Here is a 24,658-nt window from a genome sequence, read left to right as displayed (position 1 = left end):
TCGTTAAGTTTCGTGATACTGCTTTAGGTGAGTCGATGCACAGTGCTTGCATAAGGATTACATGCTGGCGGTTCCATAAGAACGGTAATGGACTGCTGTGAGTGTGCTACAAACAAAGGATGGGGTAGGTATGAGTGGATATCCAGGAGAGGTAAATCTTCCAGCTGATACTATCGTTGCCACAGATAAAGCAGCGCAGGCCGAGGGCAATCATGTGACTGATATTATTTTCGACTTTGGTAATGTCTTAGTAAATTGGGATCCTGCCACTGCGCTCATCAGTCGGTACTCACGCGAACACATTGAACAAATGATGGATAATAACTGTTCTGGTTTTTATGATGCCAATGACATGATGGACGAAGGTTACAAATCAGATGAGATCGTTGCATGGATTCGTGAACACTATGGTGAGCCATGGGCCAGTATGTTCCGTTACTACTGTGATAATATGGTCGATGCCTTAACTGGACCAATGCCTGGAGCTCGCAAGCTGGTTGAAGATTTGAAAGCAGCAGGAATCGGTGTGTGGGGGCTGTCTAACTGGTCTGATGAAACTTTCCCTTTGGTCTGGGAACAATATGAGGTTCTTCATCTTTTGGACGGTAAAGTAGTTTCTGGTTTTGTGCATATGCGTAAACCTCATACCGACATCTTTGAGTTGGCTCTTAGCCAGTTCAAAATCACTGCTGGAAGTACTCTGTTTATCGATGATTTAGGGGTAAACGTGCTGGGTGCGAATTCAGCTGGTATACGCGGGCTGCGTTATGAAGATCCTTACCGGCTTCGGACTGCCTTAATTGAAGCTGGTATTACTATTCCACAAGTACAGTAATTGCAAGACGTAAACTTATAGATATTAGTCAACTCTGGTAAGTTTGCCAAAGATGAAAAGGTGATGTGATGGGTCAACCTCTTAAAGTGTTATTTGCTGGTACTCCTCAAGTGGCAGTACCAGCTCTGGAGCTCCTACTAGATGATGCTGAGCATTTCCAGGTAGTTGCTGTACTCACGAGACCGGACTCACCTCAGGGTAGAGGGCGACGTTTAACACCGAGTCCAGTCAAACAAGTAGCACTGGCTCATGGTATTACTGTTCTTGAAGATAATCCCTCTAACCCGGATTCTCTTGAGACTATAGCTGCCACAGGTGCACAGTGTGGTGCCGTAGTAGCTTATGGACGAATTTTAAAAGAGCCTGTCTTACTTGCCTTAGAACAGGGCTGGTACAACCTGCATTTCTCTCTTTTGCCACAATGGAGGGGGGCAGCACCCGTTCAACGTGCGATCTGGGCCGGAGATACCATCACTGGGGCGAGTGTATTTCGTTTGACTAAAGGGATGGATGAAGGTCCCGTCCTTGCTCAGTCAACAGTTACAATTGGTGAACATGAAAATGCTGGACAATTGTTGGGACGCTTAGCTAAAGATGGTGGACAACTGTTGCTTGCTTCCCTACAAGCTGTTGCTGAGGGCAGGGCACTGCCGCAGCCGCAGCCGCAAGGTGCTTATGAAGTTGCTAACAAAATTACGACGGATGATGCTCATATCCGTTTCGACCTGCCAGCTTTTGCTGTTGACCGACAAATCCGAGCATGCACACCTGACCCTGGAGCATGGTGCTTACTCCACTCAGATCATTCCGACGATGGTATTCTGTTGCACATTTTGTCTGCTAGACCAGTACCGTCAGAGAGTGAGCATCCTAGTGAACAGCTAGCAGCTGGTAGCATCGCTGTCAGTAAGCATGCTGTATGGGTTGGTACTAAGACCGAATCCATCGAGCTTCTGGAAGTAAAGGCAGCCGGAAAGAGAGCGATGAAGGCGGTTGACTGGGCAAGAGGGGCTCGACTCAGTGCGCAAAGTTATTGCGACTAAGCCCTCTTGTTCTTGAAACAAGAGCTAGTTTACAAGAGCCCACTTTGGTTCAGCAGCAGAGGTTGTATCTAACTTGGTCCTGAGAATCGAGACTTCAGTTGATACATGCGCATGTGCTGGAGTCAGTTAACACAGATGATAGAGTACTAGGTAATAGCAGTGGTGCTCGGCAGTGCGCTGACAGAGTTGAGTTAGTGCGAATAGGTTCAGTTGAGGGGTTGACCCGATACTCATAACATTGCTACGAGGTATTTCTGAAAGTCGTCTTTGCGAGGGAGATGATGAGTAATCTATTCGTTCTGGGTTATTTCACTATGACCGGGTCAGGAACATGAGGGAGGTCAGTAAAGGGAAATGGAATTACGCGATTTGACCATACAGGCAGCCCATATTGCTGTTGAGGCCGGCCGTCATGCTTTACAGGACCAAATAAATCCACATGATTTGCGCAACCAGGTGCGGTCAGAAGGAAATTCGCGCTTTGTTTCAGAGATCGACGACCGTCTTATACGCTATTGTCGAACTAAAATTGTCGATTTTGATCCATGTGACGGTTTTTGGGAAGATGTAGGATCTGACCGTAAACCTGGCGGACGGTATTGGTGCCTGGGGCACATTGATGGATCTATTAACTACGTACGGGATATGGCCGAGTGGACAATCACCATATCCTTATTCGAAGTTGACCACTCGGGTAAGGCTAGGCCGATTCTAGGTGTTGTTCATGCTCCAGTTATTGGAGTTACCTACATGGCCGCTGAAGGGCAGGGAGCTATCAGAGTTCGCCGGACAACAGTGGGTGATAAGCGTGAGAAAGTTATGCCTTCAACCACTCCTGCTCTCAAAGGTGCAGTTGTGAGTTTCGGCATGTCTTATTTCCCACGTGAGTCAGAACGAGCCTTGAAAACTGTGGTACAAATGGCTGGAAAACCTGCTGACATCAAAAGGGTAGGGCCTACATCTCTCGACCTATGCAGGGTGGCTGATGGGTCGTACGATGCCTATTTTGAGCCCATGCTTCACTCATGGGACATACCCGCAGTTTCTGCCGGTGCCGTAGTTGTCTGGGAAGCTGAAGGGAAACTGAGCCAGTGGAATGGTGAACCTGTCAGTTGGGATCATAACAATGATGTGGTCGCTTCAAATGGTCTGATTGCACAGGATTTAGCACAATACTTGCGGTAAGAATGTATGTTGGCACATGGGTATCGAGTAATTTGACGGTGCTTGCCCGGTGCATGCTTTTCTTTCAAGATTCCTGTTGGGAGTGATGTCAATACTTGTAGCTCCATGGTGACACAAAAATAAAAAACGCTCGTCCTCACAAGAGTGACGAGCGTTTTGGCGACTGAGAGCTTACTTGTCAGATACAGCCTTCTTCAGCAGGGAGCCAGCAGAGATACGAACACCATAGGATGCTGGAATCTTGATGGTTTCGCCGGTGCGAGGATTGCGGCCGGTGCGAGCGGCGCGCTTGACGCGCTCAGCGGAGAACAGACCGGTGAGCTTCAGGCCCTCACCAGACTTCATGGCTTCGACGAAGACATCCTGGAAAGCGTTGACAGCTGCTTCAGCCTGAGCCTTGGTCAGGTTAGACTTCTGAGCAATCTTCGAGACCAGATCAGATTTGTTGTATGCCATAAAAGTATCCTTCTTACTTATGGGGGCTTCCCTGCTTATTCCAGGAAACCCAATGTTCATGTCTGATATTAGCGCAATCTGAAGAAGAATGCTGGATTCTAGCGGGTTTTGGTCATTTTTTACGCGAAATTTGCTAATTTAAGTAGTTTTTAGAGGGAAATGAACACAAGTATGCAGTCAAAACTGTTTTTTGCGCCATAAAAAAAGAAAGATTCATACTAAGTTACGCTGACCTAACCAACGCATGGCAGCTGCTCCGATGGGAATCCGGAGCCAATACGTGGCTACGCGAAAGACTAAAGTTGCAGAAATTGCTATAGCAGAGGGGACTCCTGCTAGGCTGAAAGCAGAGAACAAAGCTGCCTCAATTGCTCCGAGTCCTCCTGGAGTGGGAACGGCTGAACCTAACGTATTGGCGATGAGGAAGACGAAGGTGGTCTCGAATACATTGGTATGCCAGCCGAAAGCCAACAGGGAGGCCCAAAAGCTAAACCCTAAAGCAACTGACTGGAGAACAGCTCCTGCAGCAGCGATGCTTAATTGTTGAGGCTGGGTTAAGATATCTATGAGTTGATGGGCATATGAAGACACTATAGGAAGAAGCTTGTCAACAATGAGTTGACGTGTATAGGGGATTGCCATCGCCAGAGCAGCTGCTATAGCAACAACGCCAATTACGATCACTAAGGTATTGGTTGGTATCATGCCGGAAAGTGTATTGCGCCCAGTGAAAAGCCCAATCACAATGAGTAGTAGGAATGTAGTGGCAAATTGGACAGCCACTACGGCACTCATAATCGCTGTCGCTAACGTGGTGCTGTATCCGCAATGGCGAAGGTATTGAAGATTGACGAAAGCTGGGCCTACACCTGCTGGCATTGATACGGAGGTGAAGGAAGAGGCTACCTGCGAAACCAGAATTGAGAATGGGTGCCTCTTTTGTTTATCTATAAAGATGCCAAGGGTGACGGCGCAACCAACCCATGCCAAACATCCAAAAGCAAAAGCTAAAGCAGCCATCCAGGGGTTGGCGCTTCGCACAGCCTGAATAACTTGTTGGAAGTTGAGTTGAGTGATAACAACAATAACTGCTACGACTAGCAGTGCTATTGCTAAAAAGGAGCGCAGGCTAAATCTCGATAGTGTTACCGGTGAGGCAACAGCAGCTGTTTGGGTGGGTGCTAAGGCACGAATTTGTTCGCGTAAATCACTCAAAACCTGCTTAGACCATTGTGGTTGCATACGCGTGGTTTTGGGCACAGCTACCATTTGAATAAAGGGAACAAGACTCACTAATGTCTCATCTCCCCATGCTTTACGGGCACCAGTAAGTGCTTGTTGTACACCCAGATACGAAGCAATGAGTGCTAGAAGCTGTACTTTATCGAAAGCAATATTTGCAGCAGACGAGGCGCTATCACCGTTATGCCAACCGGCAATAACCATGTGGCCGTTTTGATCACGGGCAATGGTATCGGGTGTTATGCGACGGTGTGTATACCCGCGTTTGTGGGCAGTGGACAGGTATTCCATGAGTTCACTGGCATCTTCCGCACTCATCTCGGCAGGGTGAACTTCCTGTAAGCGCTCATCAGTACTGAGAACAAAGACTAATGATTCACCGTTTTCTACCATTCCGTATGGATGCATAGCTGGTAGTCCCAGTTCTTTAAGTTCCAGGAGTATCGCCATATGGTGCTGTGTCAAGTCTCGTACAGAACGATCGTGGCGCATGGATACACCTGACAACTTGATCCATTGCCAAAGCTGAAGTAAATACCCAGCTGTACGGAGTTGTCCATCCAATACAGAAACAATGTATCTATTCCCATTACGAGTTTCTAAGCTATAAATTCGAGAGGACTCGACAAGATCATCATCGAGAGTTGGGGCCAGCAGATTGTTCTCATCCTGTTCGGTAGTGACACGACTTAATTGAGTGGGTTCAAGACCGATTGACTGTAAACTCTGAACTAAGGCTGTTCCCCAGATCCCCTTGTTCTGCGTGCCCGCAGCGAATCGTATCAGCAAGCCAATAGCACAGCCTATGGAGAAGGAAACTAAAACAGCACTGATAGAATGTGCTGAGATGACAACCATGATGAGTGCTAGCAAATACAGGGCATTCCAGCTCCACTTTACACTCTGACGCATTCTCCGGGGGCCGGCAGCACACAAGAAGGCTGCCATGCCGGCATAGATGTCTGGTAGCAGCACTGAAGTTCCGATGGTTGACTGGGAGCTAAAAGCACTAATTAGAGGTGCTGATTGAGCATGGACTATAAGCGTCGAGGTTAGCCATAAGGCGCCGTATCCACAGAACATAGCTAGAGGGGCAGTGATGAGTTGTAGCCATTCCTTACTGAGCAGGAGATGGGCTAAAACAATAATAACAACGCCAATAGTGACGCTCTGTTGGAGTAGCGAGCTTGGGATATCGGCCAGCCAATCCATTTTGCGCCCGGCGTTATGGACATCTGACTCTACACCAGCGGCAACTCCTCGCAAATATACAGCGATTAGTGTGACGATAACAACAGTGAACAGACTAACGACAGCTTGGATTACGTCGTTCAAGTCGTGTACATGTTGAGGTGGTATGTCGTCAATCTGTACTTGTTGTGACTTTTGTGGCTGCTGTTGCTGGTGGGACATCGTTACTCAAAATCTACTAGTTGATCTGCTAAGCCTGTGTATTGAGCTGGGGTGAGACTGGCTAAACGGTCTTGATCCTGTGCTGTAAAGTTAAGCGAGTGTATGAAGTGTTCAACATCTGTTTGGTTGATGTCTTTTCCTCTCATGAGCTCTTTCACTCGTTCATAAGGATGATCCATGCCACTCTGTCCTTGTAAGGCAGCAGCCCTCATAGCAGTCTGAATTGGCTCTCCTAGTACTTCCCAATTACTATCGAGTTCTGTTTCCATGACAGTAGTATTGGGATGAATACCTTGTAAACCGCTGCGTAGGTTGGCAATTGCCAACAAGCTGTGCCCCAGGCCTACACCGACATTGCGCTGTGTAGTTGAATCAGTGAGATCGCGCTGCCAACGGCTTTCTACGAGCGTGGATGCCAGGCTCTCTAATACCGAGCAAGAGAGTTCCAAGTTAGCTTCGGCGTTTTCGAAACGAATAGGGTTCACTTTATGCGGCATGGTCGAAGATCCAGTTGCACCTTGTACAGGTTCTTGCGCAAATACGCCACGGGAAATATACATCCATATATCTACTGCTAGGTTGTGTAGGATCCTATTACTGTGGCTGATGGTGGAGTATACCTCAGCTTGCCAGTCATGTGACTCGATTTGCGTTGTCAGAGGATTCCAGTCCAAACCCATGCGTTCGCGAACGAAATGTTGGGACAGAGCTATCCAATCTACGTGCGGAACTGCAACGAAGCTGGCACCAAATGTACCTGTTGCGCCGTTCCACTTACCTAAATACTCCTGTTGTTCAAGGTGTTGAAGCTGTCGTCGCAAGCGATAGACGTATACAGCTAATTCCTTACCGAGGGTGGTGGGAGTTGCTGGCTGTCCGTGTGTCATGGAGAGAAGGGGGAGGGAACGATATGTTTGCGACATATCTTCCAACTGTTCCAGTAAAGACTGCATGCTCGGTAGCCATACTTGCGTTATTGCTGTTTTAATTGCACGGGCATAAGCGATGTTATTGACATCTTCACTGGTGCAGCCGAAATGAACGAGAGGTTTGATAGCAGAGAGTTGCGGATCTCGTGATTGGTCTAATCGGCTATCAATGAAATACTCTACCGCTTTAACATCATGATGAGTTTGAGCTTCGAAACTTGCTAATTCATCCATGCTGGATCTATTAAAGTCGCTAACTAGTGAACGTAAGTAGCTTATTTGAGTTCGTGAGAGCGGTTGTAAACCTTCTAGTACTGGCTTTGAACCATTGCCGTTGTATCCATTTGATAGGAGGATCATCCATTCAACTTCTACTTCGACACGCTCTTTGTTGAGGGCGGCCTCACTCAAAAATTCTACCAGTGGCGCTGTCTGAGTGCGGTAACGTCCATCCAAGGGACTTAAAGTAATCATCGGCTCTATCTTGCTCAACTCCATGCTTTCTAGACTACGCGAGAGTCTCAACAGCCCGTTTCAGTGTTGTTTAGGGGGTTCTTTTTGATGAGATTTCATCCTGTTGATGGTGAAGGCGGCCTTGATAATAGTTGGTTTCTTCCAAGCTACCTTCGCTGATGCTAGCAAAATGGTCGTCATGCCGACGTTGGGCTGGTCTACCTTGGCTGACGGCGTTTTGCCATGCGGCTCTTTGGTAATTCATGCCGTGTGAGAGTTCACGGCTTTCTCGAGCATCTGCTACCGGTGTGTGTCCGGCTACAGGCATTGAACTAGGTATAGGCAAGGTGCTTCCTGTCACCGTTAACCAGTTGTCACGTTTCGGATTCTTTGTTCCATCTAGACTGGCTACTATTTCGTCATCCATTTCTACCGATGTCACCCATGTTCGCCTTGGTATTGGATGGTTGGCAATTGGTGATCCTGCTGTGACGACATGCTCAATACGGTAGTTCTCACTGAGATCGCTTGCGATGGTTGCTGCAACTATCCCTCCCTGTGAGTGTCCGACTAAAGCTACTGAATCTTGTGGTTTTATTCCTGCCTGTTGCATAGCTTCATGAACGAAACGCGCACTAGCTGCCTGCATGCGTTGCTGCTTATTGTTGCTCATTAGTTCAAGATTCTGCTCCCATCCCATAGGGGAGTCCGGATGGTCGTTAGTGCCAGGAATAGTGACAATCCAACCCACACTTCCATCTGAATGCCGGTATTTTTGGACAGCAACGGTCGCGTAGCTTATTCCTCGTTCACAGCTTCCAAGCCGGTGTAAATTACTCAGAGCTTGATCGATGGTGTGGGAACTGCTCAAGCAGTTCTCAGTCGGTTGTACTTGTGTCACACTCAGATGGTTTCCCCTTGCTTGATGTGCCAGGCGAGAGGAGAGGACAGAAAGTTTACCTGAAAATGCATTTACACTATGATCGACATCAAGCTCACCATTCGGTGCCAGCAGTGCTATTAATCGTTTGTTGCTGTAAAGATTGTTGGCTAACCCTTCCATAAAGCTTTCATGGATTCCTTTGGTATGTCTCGCTATATCGTATGGATCTAAACCGACACCTTTGCCATCTTTTAGATTGTCGAAAATTGCATGAGCAGTACCCACGCCAGTAGCAACAAGGCCAAAGAAAAGAGGTGCTGTATTAAAAGCCCCTTGTGTGACCCTGCTCAGCAGACTCGTTAATCTTTCCTCAGCTTGCGAGTAGAGTGAGTAAGTACGGATTAAGTTGGCGGCAAGATTTTCCAAGTGATCGCCAAGCTGTTTACATGTCTGTGAATAATTGTCTGCTGAGGATGCAATAGCTGCAAATGCTATATTGGCGTGTCCGCTAACAGAACCATTTCCTAATAAGCGGCATGGAGTTTGACTGATGACGGCATGCTTTTGCATGAGGTATCCTGACAATTGCCCCCAACTTTTCGAAAGCGTCCTCACATCGGTGCAAGCTCCTTGTAGTGCTAGGGCAATGGAAGAAAATTGTTCTAGTTCCGCTTGACTGAGACCTTGTCCGCTGAGTGCGGCTCGAACTTGCCTGCTCATAGCTGAGCCTGAGCCAATATGCGTTGGCAGTCGACCTGATTGTGTCTGTGCTGTTTGATTATGAGTTGCGTCTTTTGCAGGTTTTCTCGGTAAGCCTGAGCAGCATCTCCCTGCCAGTCGATCCTGCTGGCAGAAGCAAGGGTTTCTTCGGTTTCGTCAAGAGTGCGAGTGCTAGAGGCCAGTATTTGTTCAATGGTATTTACGCATTCTTGGACTATGTTGTGGCAGGGACAGTTAGTAGCATCCTCGATGTGTAGCGATGGATGTGTATATTCAAATATCGTCATACCCCTATTTGACTGCTTATGAAGCTCGCAGTTCAACGAATAACTGTGTTGTGGTCAAAGGTCGATTTATAGCTACAACATACTGTGGATAAAGGTGGCAGCCTACCAAGGTTTCGTCTGTTTGTTAGAACTACTTTTCGAAGGTGCATTGCTGGGCTGAGGATTTGCGTTTTGCAAATCTTGATTACGTTTCAGTAAGTCTTCAACCTGCTGTCGTTGCTCTGGAGTTAGACCTTGTGAATCCTGGTCTTTCTTCTCTGTGGAATGCTGCTCACTTAACTGTTTGGAATTCGTGTGGGGTTGGGTCTTACTCTGTTCTTGGATGAGAGCTTGAGTAAAAGCTTGAGATATTTCAGCATTATGAGCTATATGTTGGCGCACAGTTGGGAGAAGGACAAAGGACCCCTGTTGGGCTTCATAAAAGAGGGTGTCAACTTGCTGTTGTGCATGTGCAAGTTTGTCGACGTCAATCTGGGGCTGGCGGGCAGCTTTGAGATTATCTGTCAAGCTGGTGCTTGCTTGGTTATACGACTTGACAGCATGCGCGTTCCACAGGCTGAAGAAGCCAGCGCATACAATAAGCAGTGCTAACAAACCTAGTAATATCCTCAAAGCGAGAGGCGCTCGTGTTTTTGGCTTACTTGGGGTATGTCTGATGCTCATAGCAGTCTCCTCGAACTGACAATCCAATCTATCATTTCCCAAACAAGCAGGGCCAATAGAAGCAAAGCTAAGGGCCATACCACAGCAGTGATTCGTTCGTGCTTACTCTGAGTAGTTTGCACCTGGTAACGTGAAGAACTCTTAGCTGCCGGACCGTTGGCAACGGTATGGTCACTATCGGTTGGCAAATAGGTGCCGCTCGTTTCGTCAGCAATGTTCCTGAGTTCGCGCTCGTCCATCTTAGAAATACCGGGTTGACCAGTCTGCGGGTCAATAACCCATTGTCCACCTTGTTTCTGCTCGTTGAATCCAATATCACTGACTGGTACTTTTCCGCCTTGGCTAGAACCTACCCCAACAGTGAAAGCAGTATTAAGATATGCGCGCAGGGTAGAAAAGGATTTTCTTTGCTGGGCACTTGTTTGCTCGCCATCAGAAATGATGTATAAAACAATGCGGTTGTTGGGATGCTGATCTTTTCGTTCTTTCATTGCTATTGTAAGTGGATCAATAGGGGCATCCAGACTTGAACCAGACGATAGGGATGTAGGTTCGGTGGTAAGGTTGTCTGCCCAGTTGGTCACAGCACGAGCGTCAGGAGTAATAGGGAGGTCTATGGTTGCGTTCGTTCCGAAATGAATAGCAGCAAAGGATGCCGCAGGGTATGTGGCAACGATATCATTGACAGCTTTTTGTGCAGCTGCTAGACGTGTCAGCGTCTCTTGGGAACCATAGTGAGCATCTTGAACAGCCATAGAGCCGGTCACATCCACAGCAATATAGACATCTGTGGCGCTCACAGCCTTATTGGTTACCTGCTGAACTTGACTAGGTGTGAGGACCATGAATGCTAGCACGATTGCCATAAGGCTACGTCGAACTACTGCTATCCGGCTAGTGTCAGTATTACTGCCTGTTCGGTGGTACAGAATTGGTCCTACTATAGCAAGAACCAGCATGATAGCGGCAATAATACTTCCTGCAATCCAACCTAATGAAGGATGTAATGTCCAGGCTCTCATCGCTGTAACCTCCAGACCAATAGTAGGTAGCAGCCTAGGAGGAGGCAGAGTGTCAGAGTCCACCAACCAGGAGTATCTACAAGGTTAGATTCCTCTGTGTGATCCGCGTCATTGCCCCGTCTACGTTCAATCTCAGTAACTAAAGAGCTAATTGAATCATTCTTGTTTTGGAGCAAGAATACGCCTCCTTGGGCTTCAATGAGATCTTTCATCTGCAGGGTGCTTTCGTCTTGCTCACTCTGACGGGGACCGGAATACAGCCCATCTACATTAATATTGGCAGCATGAGTCAGTTTAAGGGCTTCTTCAAGGGTGTAAGTTGGCTTCCCTGAGGCGACGTTATCAGTGGCTAATACAATAGAAGAACTACGTGTTTTACTAGCGCTTTGAGAACCTTGTTTATTGGGATCTGCGGTGAATCCTGGCAGCATCGCAGCGCAAGCGACTAATCCATCACCAATGAGGGAAGTGGTATCTTTACGATTTTGTGTGCCTTCCAACCAATCGGAAATAGCTTGATATTGTTTGTCGCTCATCCTATCAATATCATGCTGAGTTTGCACTCCCTTGAGAATGGTGTTGGCCTGAGTCAGCTGCTTATGAACAAGTTCGTAGTCATCTGTTAAAGGAAACACTGTACGAGATGTCGAATTAAAGATACTGAGCGCTATTCGTTCGCCTTGAAAATTCTTGACCAAGTCAAGATAGGTTTTCAGTACTTCTCTATCGTAAGGTAGCGTCGAGCCTGAAACGTCCAAGCACAATACAATATCGCGTGAACGACTGTTCACTTGACTGTGGTCTACGTTCGAAGGGCGACCAGATAGGAGAGTGGCAATTAATAGAATCAATGCAAGCAGAAGGGTGCCAAAACGACTTAATCGATGCCATGTTTGGTATCTTGTCTTAGCTGATTCAGTCTCTAAGTCTTCAGCTAAGCTGTAGACCACAGCTGTACCCTGCTTGTCGTTCGAGAGAGTATTCGTAGGCTTTCGGGTTTTCCCGGCTATCCAATAGGTCAATAAGCTTGCTGCGATAGTAACGATGACGAGTATTGCCATCAACCATGGCCAGCGCCAAGTGAGGTTCGAGCTTATCATTGCTGCCACCTCTCCACAAATGTTGAGACCCAGTGAGCTGCTTCACTAACCTGAGTTTCTTGTGCTTGTTTGTTGATCTTGGGATTCGCGAATTCTGGCGGATAGAGCGCGCTGATCGTTTGCCGTAATAAGTCGAGTTGTTCGCGATTGTCGTTCGTTCTTGGCTGCTGGTTGAGCTCGGCCAAGGTTAGGGTAGTCAGATCAGTTCCGGTGGCCTGAGAGGCAAAAGAACGTACAATTTCAGCTAGTTGTTCCATAGATTGAGCTTGATTATAGTGCCCGTTCTCATAGCTGTTCACAACCTCGGCGATCCTATGTTTCCACTTATCCTTGTCGGTCAATATACGAGACTCAGTAGGCGGTGGTAGTTTCTTTTTCTTGGGTTTGGACAGAAAGGCAATGAGTAGGCATAGGGTCAGGGCTGTTACAAGGCATAGCAGACCGATTCCTATCAGTATTTGCTCGGAGGACAGTGGCGGTAGAGGCTTATTTTCTGGCAGTTTCAGTAGTAAAAAACGCCCTGTGTGGTTTATGGCGAGAGGGTGGTATGTCAGTAATGTTGCCGTCATTGAACCGTTCCCAGTTGTCTGACTTGTCTCTTCGAGGAAGTCAAATGAGCAGTTGATAGTGTGCGGGTAAATTCTGTAAGCATGCTTTCGCTGGAACTCACATGCATGAGTTGTGAGCCTGTACGAGTTAAGTCTCGTTTCAAAGCTAAATTCTGGTAATGCCGGTGGGTCTGTACTTCTAGACCTAATTGGGGCTTACGTAAGAAGGCAGGTAGCCGACAGCCAGTGTATCCATCTGTAATGTGCTTGATAGCATTGTTAGGCGCAAGAGGATTGAGTGTTGCGACAGAGACTAGTATCAGTGGGTGCGTTTGTGCTAGTTTACGGATGCTTTCTATGTGTTTGTTCTGAATAGCAGTTTCGTCTGTTGCTATAACGATGAGAGAATTAGAGTCTCTAATGCGTTCTGCATAGCCTAGAAGGGCGTCAATATTCCTTGGATGCAAAAACTGTTGTGATAGAGCATGGTCTAAGGTGCTTTCAAAGCTGGCAAACCCGCCTTGGCAGGGTATTCGACTGATTGTCTTATTGTCTGCGAGCACGAGAGATACTTCATCTGAACGTCGTAGGCAAAGTGCTGCAAATAAACGTAGAGCATTGGAAGCAACAGTTGCTGTGACTTCTGCATGAGGGGTGCTCGCCAGCATTTCTACACCAGCATCCATAAGAAGCCAGCTTTTGCTGGTAACCATGCGCTCACGCTCAACTACCATCGGGCGACCCATTCGAGCACTTGAATGCCAGTCAATCAACCTAGCTTCGTCTCCGGTTTCGTATGCGCGAATACCTTGGTAGTCGTAACCGCCACCGATTTTTCCTGACGGATGTTCGCCTTCTAGAATGCCCAGGGCGCGACGCACTGTTGGCAGGCTTAATTGAGTGCTTAACGTTTCAATTTTGCGTCGGATAGGGTCATTTCTACTTACAACTGGAATCATGGAGTGGGCACCGTCGATAGGATGGTTTCTATAATCTGATCACTAGTTACTGCATCTGCTAGAGCTTCGAAGGTTAGTAAAATGCGGTGACGAAGCACTTCGTGGGCGAAACTCTTTACGTCTTCTGGAACCACATAATCTCGCCCGTGAAGTAGCGCATGTGCTTGGCCAATACGGATTAAAGCAATAGAAGCGCGAGGACTGGCTCCTAGGCGAACCTTGCTTGACAATCCTTGGATGGGGCGGCTTCCTGATCCACGGCTTGTTGCTGTTATATCTACTGCATACCGCATGATTGCATCTGCCACATGTACGCGTCGAGCAGCCAAACGTAAAAATTCGACATCCTGTAAACTTATTTGGTCTTCGCTAGAAGCTGATGGCATGTCTGTGCCTCTGCTGGTCAGTAGTTGCAACATCTGCGTTTCCTGATCAGACGATGGGTATGTCATGACGGTTTTCATCATAAAACGATCCATCTGAGCTTCAGGTAGGGTATAAGTTCCATCTTCCTCAATAGGATTTTCCGTAGCTATTACCATGAAGGGTTGGGGTAACGGTATACGTTGCCCGCCGATAGTGGTGGCTCCTTCGGCCATGGCTTCCAGCATGGCAGATTGTGTCTTGGCATTGGAACGGTTCACTTCGTCCAGGAGCACTATATTGGCGTGGATCGGTCCTAACTGGGTTGTGAACTGCTGACGTGAAAAGTCAAATACTTGAGTTCCTACTAAGTCAGAAGGCATTAAGTCTGGCGTGCACTGTACCCGTTTAAATGAGCCTGAAACGCTAGAGGATAGGGTTTGCGCTGCTGTTGTCTTTGCTAAGCCAGGGACAGATTCAATCAAAATATGTCCTGAGGCAACAAGGCAGAGTATGAGAGATTCTCGAAGCTGTTCTTGCCCCACAACAGCTGATGAGAACTGAGAACGAATGCGATCGGTCAGCAGGTGAGCTCGTTGAATATCATCGCGAGTCAATGGGCTGCTTGAATCGTGAGTAATGGCCGGCTGTGCAGGCATCTGTTGGGGAATTGCCGCCCCTAAATTGCTGTGAGGAGAGAATAAAACCATATGTATTACTCTACTGGCATTTCATGACTACTTACCTGAAGTTGCCATAGCAGGTATTACGGTAGCTCCCAATTCACAGGTGTATCACCCATTGACTGGAGTGCATCATTTGCTGTAGAAAATGGTCGTGATCCAAAAAATCCATGACGGGCTGAAAGAGGGGATGGATGAGCTGATTTTATAATATAAGCATTAGTGAGAAGCGGTTCTAAGCTTTGAGCTTGTCGTCCCCAAAGGATGGCTACTAGGGGCTTAATATGCCCTTGGCTATCCGTTCGCGTGTTGAGAGCAGTAATGGCGGCATCGGTGATTTCTTCCCAACCTTTACCGCGGTGGCTGGCTGGTTTACCTACTTGTACTGTCAGGCAGCGGTTGAGGAGGAGTACTCCTCGATGAGTCCATGGAGTTAAATCGCCATTAGAAGGTTGAGGTAGACCTAAATCTGAAACTAACTCTGAATAAATATTACGGAGACTACCAGGAAGAGGACTTACATGAGCATCTACGCAAAAGCTGAGTCCGACTGGATGACCTGGAGTGGGGTAAGGATCTTGCCCGACAATGAGGACTTTGACCTCTTCAAAAGGAATAGTGAAAGCTCGCAATATCTGCTTACTTGCAGGCAGGTAACGACGACCTTGAGCTAATTCTGAGCGCAGGAAGTCTCCCATGTGATGGATTTGTGTTTCGACAGGTGCTAAAGCCCGAGCCCAACCCGGCTCGATTAATGCTGACAGTGGCTTGCGATTAACCATATGAGATTCCACCGTGTGGGCACGGTCCACTACCTGTTCTACTACCTGAGTGTTCTGTGGTTGTTCAAATTGCTTCATACAAGGTAACTATAATGCTGTCACACGCCCATCAAAAGCACGGGAGAGCTTCTTTTCTGAGCAGGGAGTTTTCCCATGACCTGACTAGCAGTTAGAATGAACGTTACCAATATGTAGAGTTCGGGTGCCTCAAGGTGTATGAATCAGGCAGAGGAAGGGTGTTCTATGGCAAGCAATCGTAATGAGAATGGCTACCAGCCGTACACACCGGATGAGTTTGATGATCCGCCAGAAGGTCCAGTTGGCGTTCATCGTGGACCACGTCCCATCGCTGTTAGGATGGTTCCTTTCATAGTCGTAATAGTGTTGGCGGTTTTATGCGGTATCGGTGCGTGGACTGTCTTATCTGGTAGCAGACTGCCCTGGCAGCATGGTCAGAACATTGCTACCCATGTGCAGGCCAGTAAGCAAGCGACATCCGAACCTAAGAAGACTCAGAATCCACCCAAGGAAAAACCTGCTGCTCCAGCTCAGCCTTCTTCGGCTCCCAATACTCCTGCACCATCAGCGCCTCCGACTGCAGCTGCTAACAAGGCAGCAGCGGTCAAAGTGATAAATGGCACATCTATCTCTAGGCATGCTGCCGGCAAGCGTCAGCAACTGGTGGCAGCTGGTTACACTAATGTCACCGCATCCAACCCATCGGGTCAGTTGCCTCAGACCAGTGTGGTGTGGTATCAGAGTGAAGGCGACAAAGCTACCGCAGAAGATGTAGCCAAAACTCTCGGCATTTCGAACGTAGAACAAAGTGCAAACGCAGGAGCTTCAGTAGTTGCTGTGCTTATGGAGTAAAACAGATAATTTTATCTGTTTTATACACTCCTCGTGTTTTTCGGCGTTTCTTCCAGTGTGTCAGCTACACTAAAAGAGCCGACTTGGTAAGCACGGTCAGTCTCGTGCATACCGTGACACGGCGTTTTGATATTAAGGAAGTTAGTTATGGCACAAGGAACTGTGAAATTCTTCAGCGATCAAAAGGGCTATGGTTTCATTACCCCAGATGACGGCACCGAGGAAGTTTTCGTCCATTATTCTGCAATCGACTCGGCTGACAATCACAAGCTTCTTCATGAGGGTGACAAGGTTGAGTACGAAGTAGAACGTAGTTCGAAGGGTCTGCAAGCAACTTCTGCTCGCATGATCTGATTTTGTAGTAAGTTATTATTACACTTACAAGGCCTTTGACTGGTAGTCAGAGGCCTTTGTTCTGTTTGGAATGTACGACCATCGAGATTAAGGTGATGGTCGTTTCTTGTGTTTCAAGCCTGAAGCGTATTTGTTATCGCTATGTTGGCACTCGACGCTGTAGAGTGCTAATCTCAATAATTAGCACTCAAGGTTAGAGAGTGATAAGTCGGCAGCTGACGGCTGACTGGGCTTTTGCGCCGTGGGTGGGTATACAGACTCAAGCCATGTTGGAGGATACACAAATGGCAAAAATGATTGCGTATGATGAGGAAGCTCGTCAAGGAATGCTCGCTGGTCTTGACAAACTAGCAGATACTGTCAAGGTAACCTTAGGGCCCAAGGGTCGCAATGTGGTGTTGGACAAGTCTTATGGAGCTCCAACTATCACCAATGATGGTGTTTCAATTGCGAAGGAGATTGAACTCGAGGACCCATACGAGCGTATCGGTGCCGAGCTTGTCAAGGAAGTTGCCAAGAAAACTGATGACGTTGCTGGTGATGGTACTACTACAGCTACCGTTTTGGCTCAGTCACTGGTGCACGAAGGTCTTAAGAATGTGGCAGCTGGTTCCAACCCAATCGCTTTGCGTCGTGGTATTGAAAAAGCCACTGATGCAATCGTTAAGGAACTGATTGCTGAGTCAAAGGATGTGGAAACTAAAGAGCAAATTGCTGCCACTGCGACAATTTCTGCAGCTGATCCTGAAGTTGGCGAGGAAATCGCAGAGGCTCTTGACAAGGTTGGTCAAGATGGCGTCGTGACAGTCGAAGACAATAACCGCTTTGGTCTCGACCTAGAGTTCACAGAGGGCATGCGCTTCGACAAGGGTTACATTGCACCATACTTCGTGACCAACAATGATGATCAGACAGCGGTGCTAGATGATCCATACATCCTCCTCACATCTGGAAAGGTTTCTAGTCAGCAGGATGTAGTTCACATTGCTGAGCTAGTTATGAAGACCGGCAAGCCACTGCTGATCGTTGCTGAAGATGTAGATGGTGAAGCTCTACCAACACTGATTCTTAACAAGATTCGAGGAACCTTCAACTCATGTGCAGTTAAAGCACCTGGTTTTGGTGATCGTCGTAAGGCCATGCTGCAAGATATGGCTATTCTGACGGGCGCTCAGGTTGTATCTGAGGAATTGGGCCTCAAGCTCGATTCTATTGATGCATCTGTACTCGGTACTGCTAAGAAAGTCATCGTTTCCAAAGATGAGACTACCATCGTTTCAGGCGGTGGCTCGAAGGAAGAAGTTCAGGCTCGCGTTGGTCAGATTCGTACTGAGATTGAAAACACAGATTCAGATTACGATCGTGAAAAGCTACAAGAGCGTTTGGCTAAGCTCGCTGGCGGTGTCGCAGTCATCAAGGTGGGAGCCGCTACTGAGGTTGAAGCCAAAGAGCGTAAGCACCGCATTGAAGATGCTGTGCGCAATGCTAAGGCTGCTATTGAGGAAGGCCTCCTCCCCGGTGGTGGTGTAGCTTTGATCCAAGCTACAGCAAAAGTGGAATCACAGGTAAATCTTGAGGGTGACGAAGCTACTGGTGCTTCTATTGTTTTCCGTGCTATCGAAGCTCCAATCAAGCAGATTGCTCAGAACTGCGGTTTGTCTGGTGATGTGGTAATCGACAAAGTGCGCTCACTTCCTACTGGTCAAGGTTTCAACGCTGCTACAAACACATATGAAGACCTGCTTGAAGCAGGTGTTGCAGACCCAGTGAAAGTAACACGTTCTGCTCTCCAGAATGCGGCTTCAATTGCTGGCCTGTTCTTAACTACCGAAGCTGTTGTGGCAACAAAGCCAGAGCCTCCGGCAGCAGCGGGAGCACAGCCAACCCCTGATATGGGTTACTAATCTTATAGATAGGCCCTTTCCTACAGTTAAGTAGGTACGATTGACCGGGTACCTGCCTCATGTGACTCACACGAGGCAGGTACCCGGTTTTTTCTTGTATCTCAGGATCTGCCTAGACTTAATTCAGTGAGTAGATCTGACATGCACGTATGCATTACGAACTTGCAAAGAGTCTTGTTGCTTGCATTTCGGCATCGGAATAGACATTTGATGCTTGAGATAGGGCTGTTTGCATCCCTTCTAACGCCTGTTCCATCTGCTGCTGGGCATTACGCCATTGGTCAGCAACAGCGTTAAATTGGTTCGAGGCAGTGCCAGTCCAAACGGATTGGAGGTTGTTGAGATTAGCAAACATGCCTTGTACTGATTGACGAATCGATGATATAGATTGAGAAACTGCACTACTGGCTGATTGGATGCGTTCTGAATCAACTTGATACTGTGCCATGTACTTATCCTTTCTTGAGCATTCATGGTGTAGTGGCATCTGTCTGTTGTAGTTGCCACTACCATGGACAATATGACATGCGTTACTGGCAAGCGGATTGATAGATAGTATGTGGTTAAATGAGCTCAGCATGGGTTTGTGGTGGATCTATCGTGATGGGACTGTTCTTGTGCGTAAGGTATTACAACATTGTTGGTCAGGCATAACTGCTGTTAGCTTGATGCTAGTGATTATGTGCTGTTGTATAGTCCCTCATGTAGCAGCTGCTCAACCACCGAAGGCAGGCGCGCAGGGGTCACAGGGGACACTCACGGCTAACATTACAGATCCTCAGAATCTGTTGGGTTCTCACGTGGGTGCAGTTACCGACGCCATCCAAGATACTGAGCACGCCACGGGCGTGCATGTGCGTTTACTTTATGTGACGAGCTTCGACCAATCTGGTAATCCAGATAAGTGGGCCAGCAACGTTCTGGAATCTTCTCGTCCAAAGCCCAATACTGTTCTGTTAGCAGTAGCAACCAAGGATGGTAATTTAGTCGTTGCGGTATCCGCAAATTCAGAAAACTGGCTCAGAAAGCAGTCAACGGTTGATGATTTATCTCAAGCCGCACTTGCTCCTATCGCGGATTCAAATACTCCCGATTGGGTTGAATCGGCCCAAGCACTTATGCGACAGGTGAAAGAACAGAAACATAACAAAGACCAGCGCGTGGTGATCTATTGTGCTGTCATTGCAGCTGCTGTCGTTCTCCTTGTTGTGATTGGTCTAGTTTGGTACTTGCTCAAGCATAAGAGGCGTCATCCTCAACATGGTTTCAGTAAGCATTCAGGTAACGTTAAGGCATAGGCGGCAATCTAGTGAGTATGAGTAAGCAGATTGAAGCATCTATTGTAGTCGTAGACGATGAGCCTTCCATCCGTGATTTGTTAGTCGCTTCCTTACATTTCGCTGGATTTGAAGTAGCTACAGCAGCATCTGGATCTGAGGCGATTACCGTAATTCAGCAGACGCAGCCGGACCTTATCGTGCTGGATGTCATGTTGCCAGATATCGACGGTTTTACTGTAACTAGTAGAATCCGTCAAGAGGGTATCAGCGCCCCTGTTCTCTTTTTAACGGCCCGTGATGACACACAGGATAAGATAATGGGGTTAACTGTGGGGGGCGATGATTATGTCACTAAGCCATTCAGCTTAGAGGAGGTTGTGGCCAGAATTCGTGCTATTCTCCGGAGGACTCGAGAACAGAGCGCGGATGATCCTGTTATTAGTGTTGGTGATTTAGAAATTAACGAGGATTCACACGATGTTACTCGAGCTGGACAGCCAATCGATTTAAGTCCTACAGAATATAAACTGTTGCGGTATCTGATGGATAATGAAGGACGAGTCCTTTCGAAAGCTCAGATTCTTGATCATGTTTGGCAGTATGATTGGGGTGGAGATGCTGCCATAGTTGAGTCCTATATCTCGTACTTGAGAAAGAAGGTAGACGGCGTTACCATCGAAGATGAGCATGGCAAGGCCCGCAAGGTTGAACCACTGATACAGACTAAGCGTGGCATCGGCTACATGATTCGCGGTCCTAAGTATGCAGCAGGCGAATAATGACTGACCGTGACCAAGATGTTCATGCACAACAAGCTCCTTTTCCTAATCCACCTAGCTCATTAAAGGAAGGGGAGGGGGCTTCTGGAGCACAAGAAGAAACAGCGGCAGGTCGGCGTTTTAAAATCTTCGACGCCATCCCACTAACAACCAAGCTCATTGTTTGTATGCTAGTGCTCCTCATAATTGATACTTTAGGTATTTCACTTGCCATTCGACAAATGGCTGGAACCTATTTGCAGCAGAAAACCGATACTCAGCTGATTCGTCAAGCTAACTTGGGTATTCGCAACGCTACTCTGTTGAGTCAGGAAGATCTGAATAAGAACGGACTGGGACCGACTGATTATTTCCTGCAAATCCGTGATTCAGATATGAATGTCATCAGCCAAAACATAAATCCTTTAACGGCCAACGGTGCTCTTTCAGTTCCTACATTGCCAGAGGGTAATGAAATGGACCATATTGTTATGGGTAAACCATTCACTACATCTTCCAAGGTCGTCGTAGCTGTAGGAACTCATCCGGATAGGGAGAGTTTAAACAGAGCACAAGCTCCCTGGCGGGTGGTCGCAATGCAATGGAGTTTGGAAAGCCCTATAGGCGCCAAAACCACTTCTGGTGTGCTTTTTATGGGTCTATCGTTGAGTGATCAATTAGATACAATCCATGCCCTCACGCAGTACTGCTGGATGGTGGGTATTCTTGTTGTTTTGCTAGGTGGTGTTATTGCAGCCCTTCTTATACAGAACACTTTGGCTCCGCTGAAGCGCATCGAAAAGACTGCTGCAAAGATCGCTGCTGGCGATTTGTCTCAACGTATTCCTGCTGCTCCAGTTAACACGGAAGTTGGTTCGCTAGCTGTTTCCTTAAATTCCATGTTGACGCGAATTGAGCGTAGTTTCCGCGAGCAAGAGGAAACAACACGAAAGATGAAACAGTTTGTTTCCGATGCCAGCCATGAGCTCAGGACTCCATTGGCAGCTATTCATGGGTATGCGGAACTCTACCGCATGCAGCGTAATTACCCGGGTGCGCTGGAACGTGCTGATGAATCAATTGCTCATATTGAAGCCTCTAGTGCTAGAATGACGGATTTGGTTCAGGATTTGCTGTCCTTGGCACGGTTAGACGAGGGGCAAGGAATCGACACGACCTTGGATGTCAACTTGACAGCCATAGTTAACGATGCCGTAGATGACCTTCATGCATTGGATCCAGACAGAAATATAGACCGCGGATTTCTGAATATATCTTGGGAAAACCATGGGGATAGCAAGGAGCTGCCTATCCTAGGTTTCCATACTGCGCATTGGGACAGCATCGACATAGAGGCTGATCCAACTCGCTTGCGGCAGGTTGTGACGAATATAGTCGGTAATATTCACCGCTATACCCCCACGGATACGCCTGTTCAGATAGGCCTTGGACTTGTGTGGTCCACTTGTGAACCAGATGATCTGGTCTCCTTACCATCAGTAGAGTCTTCCCTAAAACGATTCCTCATGACTGCTCATATGAAACGTGAGGGCGGGCTCAAGAAAAAGAATCAAACTGGACCTATAGCTCAACCATTTGTAATCTTGCAATTTGTTGACCATGGTCCAGGGGCCAGCCTGGAGGCTCGAAATCATATTTTTGAACGCTTTTATACTGCAGACCCGTCTCGCGCTCGAGAAAAAGGCGGGACGGGTCTGGGCCTAGCTATCGTGGAATCTATTGTTAGGGGCCACCACGGACTCATCTGTGCTAGTGAAACTCCAGGAGGAGGCTTGACCTTCACGGTGGTGATACCGCAGTCCAGGCTGTCTGGAGTATCAGAAGACTAACTACTGTTCGTTAGCAACTAGCTTTGTGGCATAACGACGTGAAGACCTCAGTCGGTTATACCGGCTAGTTCTAGGATAGCTGCGCTTTGGGGACCGAGTTCAATATGCTCGGTTTTAATATCCACCTCTCCTAGGAGGACTTCAGGAGCTTTGTTTTCTAAGAGAGGGAGAGGTTGGTCCAGGCGCAAGCGTTCTGTCTGCTTGCCAGGGTTAATGGCCACCAGTAACCGTTGTGATTGGTCATGTGACGAACGCAAGTATGCAAGGGACCGCCCTGTGCTGGGTGCTGCTAATAGGGTGAACTTAGAACTTGCCTGGAGGGCAGGATGTTCGTTGCGAACAGTTATGACTTGCTTGACCCAGGAGAGCATAGAGTCACTTTGCTTCTCTTGATCAGCTACCGTTGGTGCGTCGGAGCTTGAATCTACTGGTAGGTAGAGATCGTCGCTGGCTGCTTGAGAAAACCCTAAGTTGTCTGAGCGGTCCCACTGCATGGGTGTGCGACTGCCAGTGCGGTAGTAGCCACCTTCCTTGCTGGGGAGCGTCTGATAGCGCATGCCTATTTCGTCGCCATAGTAGATGAAAGGAACTCCTGGCATGGTACTGATTAGTGCAAATGCTAATTTGCGCTCGCGCTCGGTTAACCTCGGTGACCATCTGGGTGTGTCGTGGTTACAGGTAATAAAGCAGAAATGGCCTAGATCTTTACTGCGTTCATACTGTGGTATATAGTCATCAAGAAAACTGCGAGCACTTTGGTTGCTGTCTGCATTGAGATAGGATGTATCGTCTGCTCTACTTATTGGGTTGCTGGTATTACGGGCTAGGAGGTTGTAACCGTTCCCCGTGTCTTCAGAATGCCAGTCTAAATAAAAGTCCATGTCAAATCCAGCTTGTAGAGACTGGTTGGGAACGCCCCACTCTGAAACGAAAGCTGACTCAGGATACTCACTTTTAATAGTGCTGAGCATTTCTTGCCAGGCATGGATAGTTTCTTTTTTATCGTCGCTGTCATTTTTGACTAAGGAGTAAGCCATATCGACTCGAAAACCATCACAGCCTCGGGATAACCAGAATTTCATGACGTCTACCATGGCTTGTCTGGTGGCTTGAGCAGCTGCTGAATCAGGACTCATCTGCCAAGAGCGGTCTGTGGTAGCAAAGCCATAATTTAAAGCAGGTTGGCACTTGAAAAAATTAAGGATATAAGCAGCATCGCGCTGTGATTCTCCACCGATAAAAGGCATCGAATAGCCATCGAATGCGTTGTTAGTCCAGATGTAGCGGTCTGAGAAATTATTGTCCTCAGCCTGTTGGCTGGATTGAAACCAAGGGTGCTCCTCGGAAGTGTGTCCGGGGACAAGGTCAAGCAAGACATGCATGTTCCGATCATGTGCTTGGGTGAAGAGTTCTACTAGGTCGTCATTGCTGCCGTACCGTGGGGCAACTTGGCAGTAGTCACTGATGTCGTACCCAGCATCTTTGAAAGGAGAGGCAAAGCAGGGATTGATCCACAAGGCATTACATCCAAGATCGTGTATGTAGTCTAATTTGGCAGTAATACCTGGAATATCTCCAATACCATCATTATTGCTGTCGTAAAAACTCTGAGGATAGATTTCATAAAAAACTGCTTGTTCCAACCACGATGGATGTGAACCTACTGATGCCATTGTAGTTTCCTCTCTGCTGTTGATTATCTGCATCTTCTTTGGTGAAATTCGTCTTTGTTACACAACTAGCGATTGTTGGGCATCTGCGCCTAAGCAACCTGTTGCTAGCCACTAACTGAGGAATACAGTTGCGCGAAATATCAACTCTTTCACACGCATCACATAGTATCAGAAGGCAGTACTATTAGCGAATTATTATTGTTTCCTTGTGCTTACTCATAAACAGGTAAGTTGTTGAAGGTTAAGGAGTCTTATCAAGTACGATTTCGTGCTGCTGAATAGTGACCGGGTATGTTCTCAGTCAGGGAGCTGGACAGGGTTTGTTAAGGAATATACACAGTCTTCGTCTGTCAGGGTACTGGTTTGAGTTAGACTGTAGATTATAGAACAGGCAGATCGTAGA

General features: G+C 47.5%; 23 protein-coding genes. 9 read left to right on the top strand and 14 right to left on the bottom strand.

All coding sequences use genetic code 11. From position 1 onward, the window contains the following. Nucleotides 1-130: 130 nt before the first annotated feature. From BOCO_RS03245 to BOCO_RS03235, 3 genes are all read left to right on the top strand, one after another. Entirely contained in the window at nt 131-835 is a 705-nt protein-coding gene (locus BOCO_RS03245) for an HAD family hydrolase (RefSeq protein ID WP_094722653.1), read from the top strand. A 68-nt stretch (nt 836-903) separates the two neighbouring features. After that, nucleotides 904-1,878, top strand: coding sequence for a methionyl-tRNA formyltransferase (gene fmt / locus BOCO_RS03240; protein WP_094722652.1), 975 nt, complete (start codon nt 904-906; stop codon nt 1,876-1,878). A gap of 354 nt (nt 1,879-2,232) precedes the next feature. Next, nucleotides 2,233-3,063, top strand: a complete 831-nt coding sequence (locus BOCO_RS03235; protein ID WP_094722651.1) for an inositol monophosphatase family protein — start codon at nt 2,233-2,235, stop codon at nt 3,061-3,063. Between the two features lie 171 nt (nt 3,064-3,234). On the opposite strand, the gene BOCO_RS03230 is transcribed toward BOCO_RS03235, so the two are convergent. The 12 genes from BOCO_RS03230 to BOCO_RS03175 form a co-directional block, all read right to left on the bottom strand. Then, entirely contained in the window at nt 3,235-3,519 is a 285-nt protein-coding gene (locus tag BOCO_RS03230; protein ID WP_033490389.1) for an HU family DNA-binding protein, read from the bottom strand. 213 nt (nt 3,520-3,732) lie between these two features. Next, nucleotides 3,733-6,174, bottom strand: a complete 2,442-nt coding sequence (locus tag BOCO_RS03225; protein WP_094722650.1) for a lysylphosphatidylglycerol synthase transmembrane domain-containing protein — start codon at nt 6,172-6,174, stop codon at nt 3,733-3,735. A 2-nt stretch (nt 6,175-6,176) separates the two neighbouring features. Beyond that, entirely contained in the window at nt 6,177-7,601 is a 1,425-nt protein-coding gene (gene purB / locus BOCO_RS03220) for an adenylosuccinate lyase (protein ID WP_094722649.1), read from the bottom strand. A gap of 46 nt (nt 7,602-7,647) precedes the next feature. Further along, entirely contained in the window at nt 7,648-9,159 is a 1,512-nt protein-coding gene (locus BOCO_RS03215; protein WP_094722648.1) for an esterase/lipase family protein, read from the bottom strand. Then, nucleotides 9,156-9,446 carry a hypothetical protein gene (locus BOCO_RS03210; RefSeq protein ID WP_094722647.1) on the bottom strand — a complete coding sequence of 97 codons (291 nt, stop codon included), beginning with the start codon at nt 9,444-9,446 and terminating at the stop codon, nt 9,156-9,158. Before BOCO_RS03210 ends, BOCO_RS03215 begins: the two co-directional genes overlap by 4 nt. Before the next feature lie 102 nt (nt 9,447-9,548). Then, nucleotides 9,549-10,109, bottom strand: a complete 561-nt coding sequence (locus tag BOCO_RS03205; RefSeq protein ID WP_094722646.1) for a DUF6466 family protein — start codon at nt 10,107-10,109, stop codon at nt 9,549-9,551. Then, entirely contained in the window at nt 10,106-11,131 is a 1,026-nt protein-coding gene (locus BOCO_RS03200; RefSeq protein ID WP_094722645.1) for a vWA domain-containing protein, read from the bottom strand. The genes BOCO_RS03205 and BOCO_RS03200 overlap by 4 nt, the downstream gene beginning before the upstream one ends. Beyond that, a complete protein-coding gene (locus BOCO_RS03195; RefSeq protein WP_094722644.1) occupies nt 11,128-12,231 on the bottom strand; it encodes a vWA domain-containing protein in 1,104 nt (367 codons plus the stop codon). Before BOCO_RS03195 ends, BOCO_RS03200 begins: the two co-directional genes overlap by 4 nt. Then, a complete protein-coding gene (locus BOCO_RS03190; RefSeq protein WP_094722643.1) occupies nt 12,228-12,800 on the bottom strand; it encodes a hypothetical protein in 573 nt (190 codons plus the stop codon). The genes BOCO_RS03195 and BOCO_RS03190 overlap by 4 nt, the downstream gene beginning before the upstream one ends. Further along, a complete protein-coding gene (locus BOCO_RS03185) occupies nt 12,797-13,738 on the bottom strand; it encodes a DUF58 domain-containing protein (RefSeq protein WP_094722642.1) in 942 nt (313 codons plus the stop codon). The genes BOCO_RS03190 and BOCO_RS03185 overlap by 4 nt, the downstream gene beginning before the upstream one ends. Beyond that, nucleotides 13,735-14,811 (bottom strand): AAA family ATPase, encoded by a 1,077-nt coding sequence (locus BOCO_RS03180; RefSeq protein WP_094722641.1) that lies wholly within the window; start codon nt 14,809-14,811, stop codon nt 13,735-13,737. The genes BOCO_RS03185 and BOCO_RS03180 overlap by 4 nt, the downstream gene beginning before the upstream one ends. A 56-nt stretch (nt 14,812-14,867) precedes the next feature. Beyond that, nucleotides 14,868-15,566, bottom strand: a complete 699-nt coding sequence (locus tag BOCO_RS03175) for a uracil-DNA glycosylase (RefSeq protein ID WP_094722938.1) — start codon at nt 15,564-15,566, stop codon at nt 14,868-14,870. A gap of 243 nt (nt 15,567-15,809) precedes the next feature. Between BOCO_RS03175 and BOCO_RS03170 the strand changes: the two genes are divergently transcribed. The 3 genes from BOCO_RS03170 (at nt 15,810) to groL (ending at nt 18,694) form a co-directional block, all read left to right on the top strand. Beyond that, entirely contained in the window at nt 15,810-16,436 is a 627-nt protein-coding gene (locus tag BOCO_RS03170; protein ID WP_158520404.1) for a LytR C-terminal domain-containing protein, read from the top strand. Between the two features lie 147 nt (nt 16,437-16,583). Further along, nucleotides 16,584-16,790, top strand: a complete 207-nt coding sequence (locus BOCO_RS03165) for a cold-shock protein (protein ID WP_094722639.1) — start codon at nt 16,584-16,586, stop codon at nt 16,788-16,790. 284 nt (nt 16,791-17,074) lie between these two features. After that, nucleotides 17,075-18,694, top strand: coding sequence for a chaperonin GroEL (gene groL, locus BOCO_RS03160; protein WP_094722937.1), 1,620 nt, complete (start codon nt 17,075-17,077; stop codon nt 18,692-18,694). 154 nt (nt 18,695-18,848) lie between these two features. Here the strand turns inward: groL and BOCO_RS03155 are convergent, their stop codons facing one another. Then, nucleotides 18,849-19,142, bottom strand: coding sequence for a WXG100 family type VII secretion target (locus tag BOCO_RS03155; protein WP_094722638.1), 294 nt, complete (start codon nt 19,140-19,142; stop codon nt 18,849-18,851). A gap of 109 nt (nt 19,143-19,251) precedes the next feature. Here BOCO_RS03155 and BOCO_RS03150 point away from each other — a divergent pair, with 109 nt between their 5' ends. From BOCO_RS03150 to BOCO_RS03140, 3 genes are read left to right on the top strand one after another with little or no spacing between them, the layout of a single operon-like run. Next, on the top strand, nt 19,252-19,992 hold the full coding sequence (locus BOCO_RS03150; protein WP_148140050.1) for a TPM domain-containing protein: 741 nt from the start codon (nt 19,252-19,254) through the stop codon (nt 19,990-19,992). A gap of 17 nt (nt 19,993-20,009) precedes the next feature. Continuing rightward, nucleotides 20,010-20,753 (top strand): response regulator transcription factor, encoded by a 744-nt coding sequence (locus tag BOCO_RS03145; protein ID WP_094722636.1) that lies wholly within the window; start codon nt 20,010-20,012, stop codon nt 20,751-20,753. Then, nucleotides 20,753-22,582 carry a HAMP domain-containing sensor histidine kinase gene (locus BOCO_RS03140; protein ID WP_094722635.1) on the top strand — a complete coding sequence of 610 codons (1,830 nt, stop codon included), beginning with the start codon at nt 20,753-20,755 and terminating at the stop codon, nt 22,580-22,582. The genes BOCO_RS03145 and BOCO_RS03140 overlap by 1 nt, the downstream gene beginning before the upstream one ends. 47 nt (nt 22,583-22,629) lie before the next feature. Here the strand turns inward: BOCO_RS03140 and BOCO_RS03135 are convergent, their stop codons facing one another. After that, nucleotides 22,630-24,255: an alpha-amylase family glycosyl hydrolase gene (locus BOCO_RS03135; RefSeq protein WP_094722634.1), complete on the bottom strand. Its 1,626-nt coding sequence runs from the start codon at nt 24,253-24,255 to the stop codon at nt 22,630-22,632. Nucleotides 24,256-24,658 lie beyond the last annotated feature (403 nt).

Source organism: Bombiscardovia coagulans (assembly GCF_002259585.1).
Classification (GTDB): Bacteria; Actinomycetota; Actinomycetes; order Actinomycetales; family Bifidobacteriaceae; genus Bombiscardovia; species Bombiscardovia coagulans.
This window is presented reverse-complemented; position numbering and strand designations above follow the sequence as displayed.

Coding starts and splice junctions, on each gene's coding strand:
- BOCO_RS03245 (WP_094722653.1), top strand. CDS start 131: ATGAGTGGATATCCAGGAGAGGTAAATCTTCCAGCTGATACTATCGTT.
- fmt (WP_094722652.1), top strand. CDS start 904: ATGGGTCAACCTCTTAAAGTGTTATTTGCTGGTACTCCTCAAGTGGCA.
- BOCO_RS03235 (WP_094722651.1), top strand. CDS start 2,233: ATGGAATTACGCGATTTGACCATACAGGCAGCCCATATTGCTGTTGAG.
- BOCO_RS03230 (WP_033490389.1), bottom strand. CDS start 3,519: ATGGCATACAACAAATCTGATCTGGTCTCGAAGATTGCTCAGAAGTCT.
- BOCO_RS03225 (WP_094722650.1), bottom strand. CDS start 6,174: ATGTCCCACCAGCAACAGCAGCCACAAAAGTCACAACAAGTACAGATT.
- purB (WP_094722649.1), bottom strand. CDS start 7,601: ATGGAGTTGAGCAAGATAGAGCCGATGATTACTTTAAGTCCCTTGGAT.
- BOCO_RS03215 (WP_094722648.1), bottom strand. CDS start 9,159: ATGAGCAGGCAAGTTCGAGCCGCACTCAGCGGACAAGGTCTCAGTCAA.
- BOCO_RS03210 (WP_094722647.1), bottom strand. CDS start 9,446: ATGACGATATTTGAATATACACATCCATCGCTACACATCGAGGATGCT.
- BOCO_RS03205 (WP_094722646.1), bottom strand. CDS start 10,109: ATGAGCATCAGACATACCCCAAGTAAGCCAAAAACACGAGCGCCTCTC.
- BOCO_RS03200 (WP_094722645.1), bottom strand. CDS start 11,131: ATGAGAGCCTGGACATTACATCCTTCATTAGGTTGGATTGCAGGAAGT.
- BOCO_RS03195 (WP_094722644.1), bottom strand. CDS start 12,231: ATGATAAGCTCGAACCTCACTTGGCGCTGGCCATGGTTGATGGCAATA.
- BOCO_RS03190 (WP_094722643.1), bottom strand. CDS start 12,800: ATGACGGCAACATTACTGACATACCACCCTCTCGCCATAAACCACACA.
- BOCO_RS03185 (WP_094722642.1), bottom strand. CDS start 13,738: ATGATTCCAGTTGTAAGTAGAAATGACCCTATCCGACGCAAAATTGAA.
- BOCO_RS03180 (WP_094722641.1), bottom strand. CDS start 14,811: ATGGTTTTATTCTCTCCTCACAGCAATTTAGGGGCGGCAATTCCCCAA.
- BOCO_RS03175 (WP_094722938.1), bottom strand. CDS start 15,566: ATGGTTAATCGCAAGCCACTGTCAGCATTAATCGAGCCGGGTTGGGCT.
- BOCO_RS03170 (WP_158520404.1), top strand. CDS start 15,810: ATGGCAAGCAATCGTAATGAGAATGGCTACCAGCCGTACACACCGGAT.
- BOCO_RS03165 (WP_094722639.1), top strand. CDS start 16,584: ATGGCACAAGGAACTGTGAAATTCTTCAGCGATCAAAAGGGCTATGGT.
- groL (WP_094722937.1), top strand. CDS start 17,075: ATGGCAAAAATGATTGCGTATGATGAGGAAGCTCGTCAAGGAATGCTC.
- BOCO_RS03155 (WP_094722638.1), bottom strand. CDS start 19,142: ATGGCACAGTATCAAGTTGATTCAGAACGCATCCAATCAGCCAGTAGT.
- BOCO_RS03150 (WP_148140050.1), top strand. CDS start 19,252: ATGTGGTTAAATGAGCTCAGCATGGGTTTGTGGTGGATCTATCGTGAT.
- BOCO_RS03145 (WP_094722636.1), top strand. CDS start 20,010: ATGAGTAAGCAGATTGAAGCATCTATTGTAGTCGTAGACGATGAGCCT.
- BOCO_RS03140 (WP_094722635.1), top strand. CDS start 20,753: ATGACTGACCGTGACCAAGATGTTCATGCACAACAAGCTCCTTTTCCT.
- BOCO_RS03135 (WP_094722634.1), bottom strand. CDS start 24,255: ATGGCATCAGTAGGTTCACATCCATCGTGGTTGGAACAAGCAGTTTTT.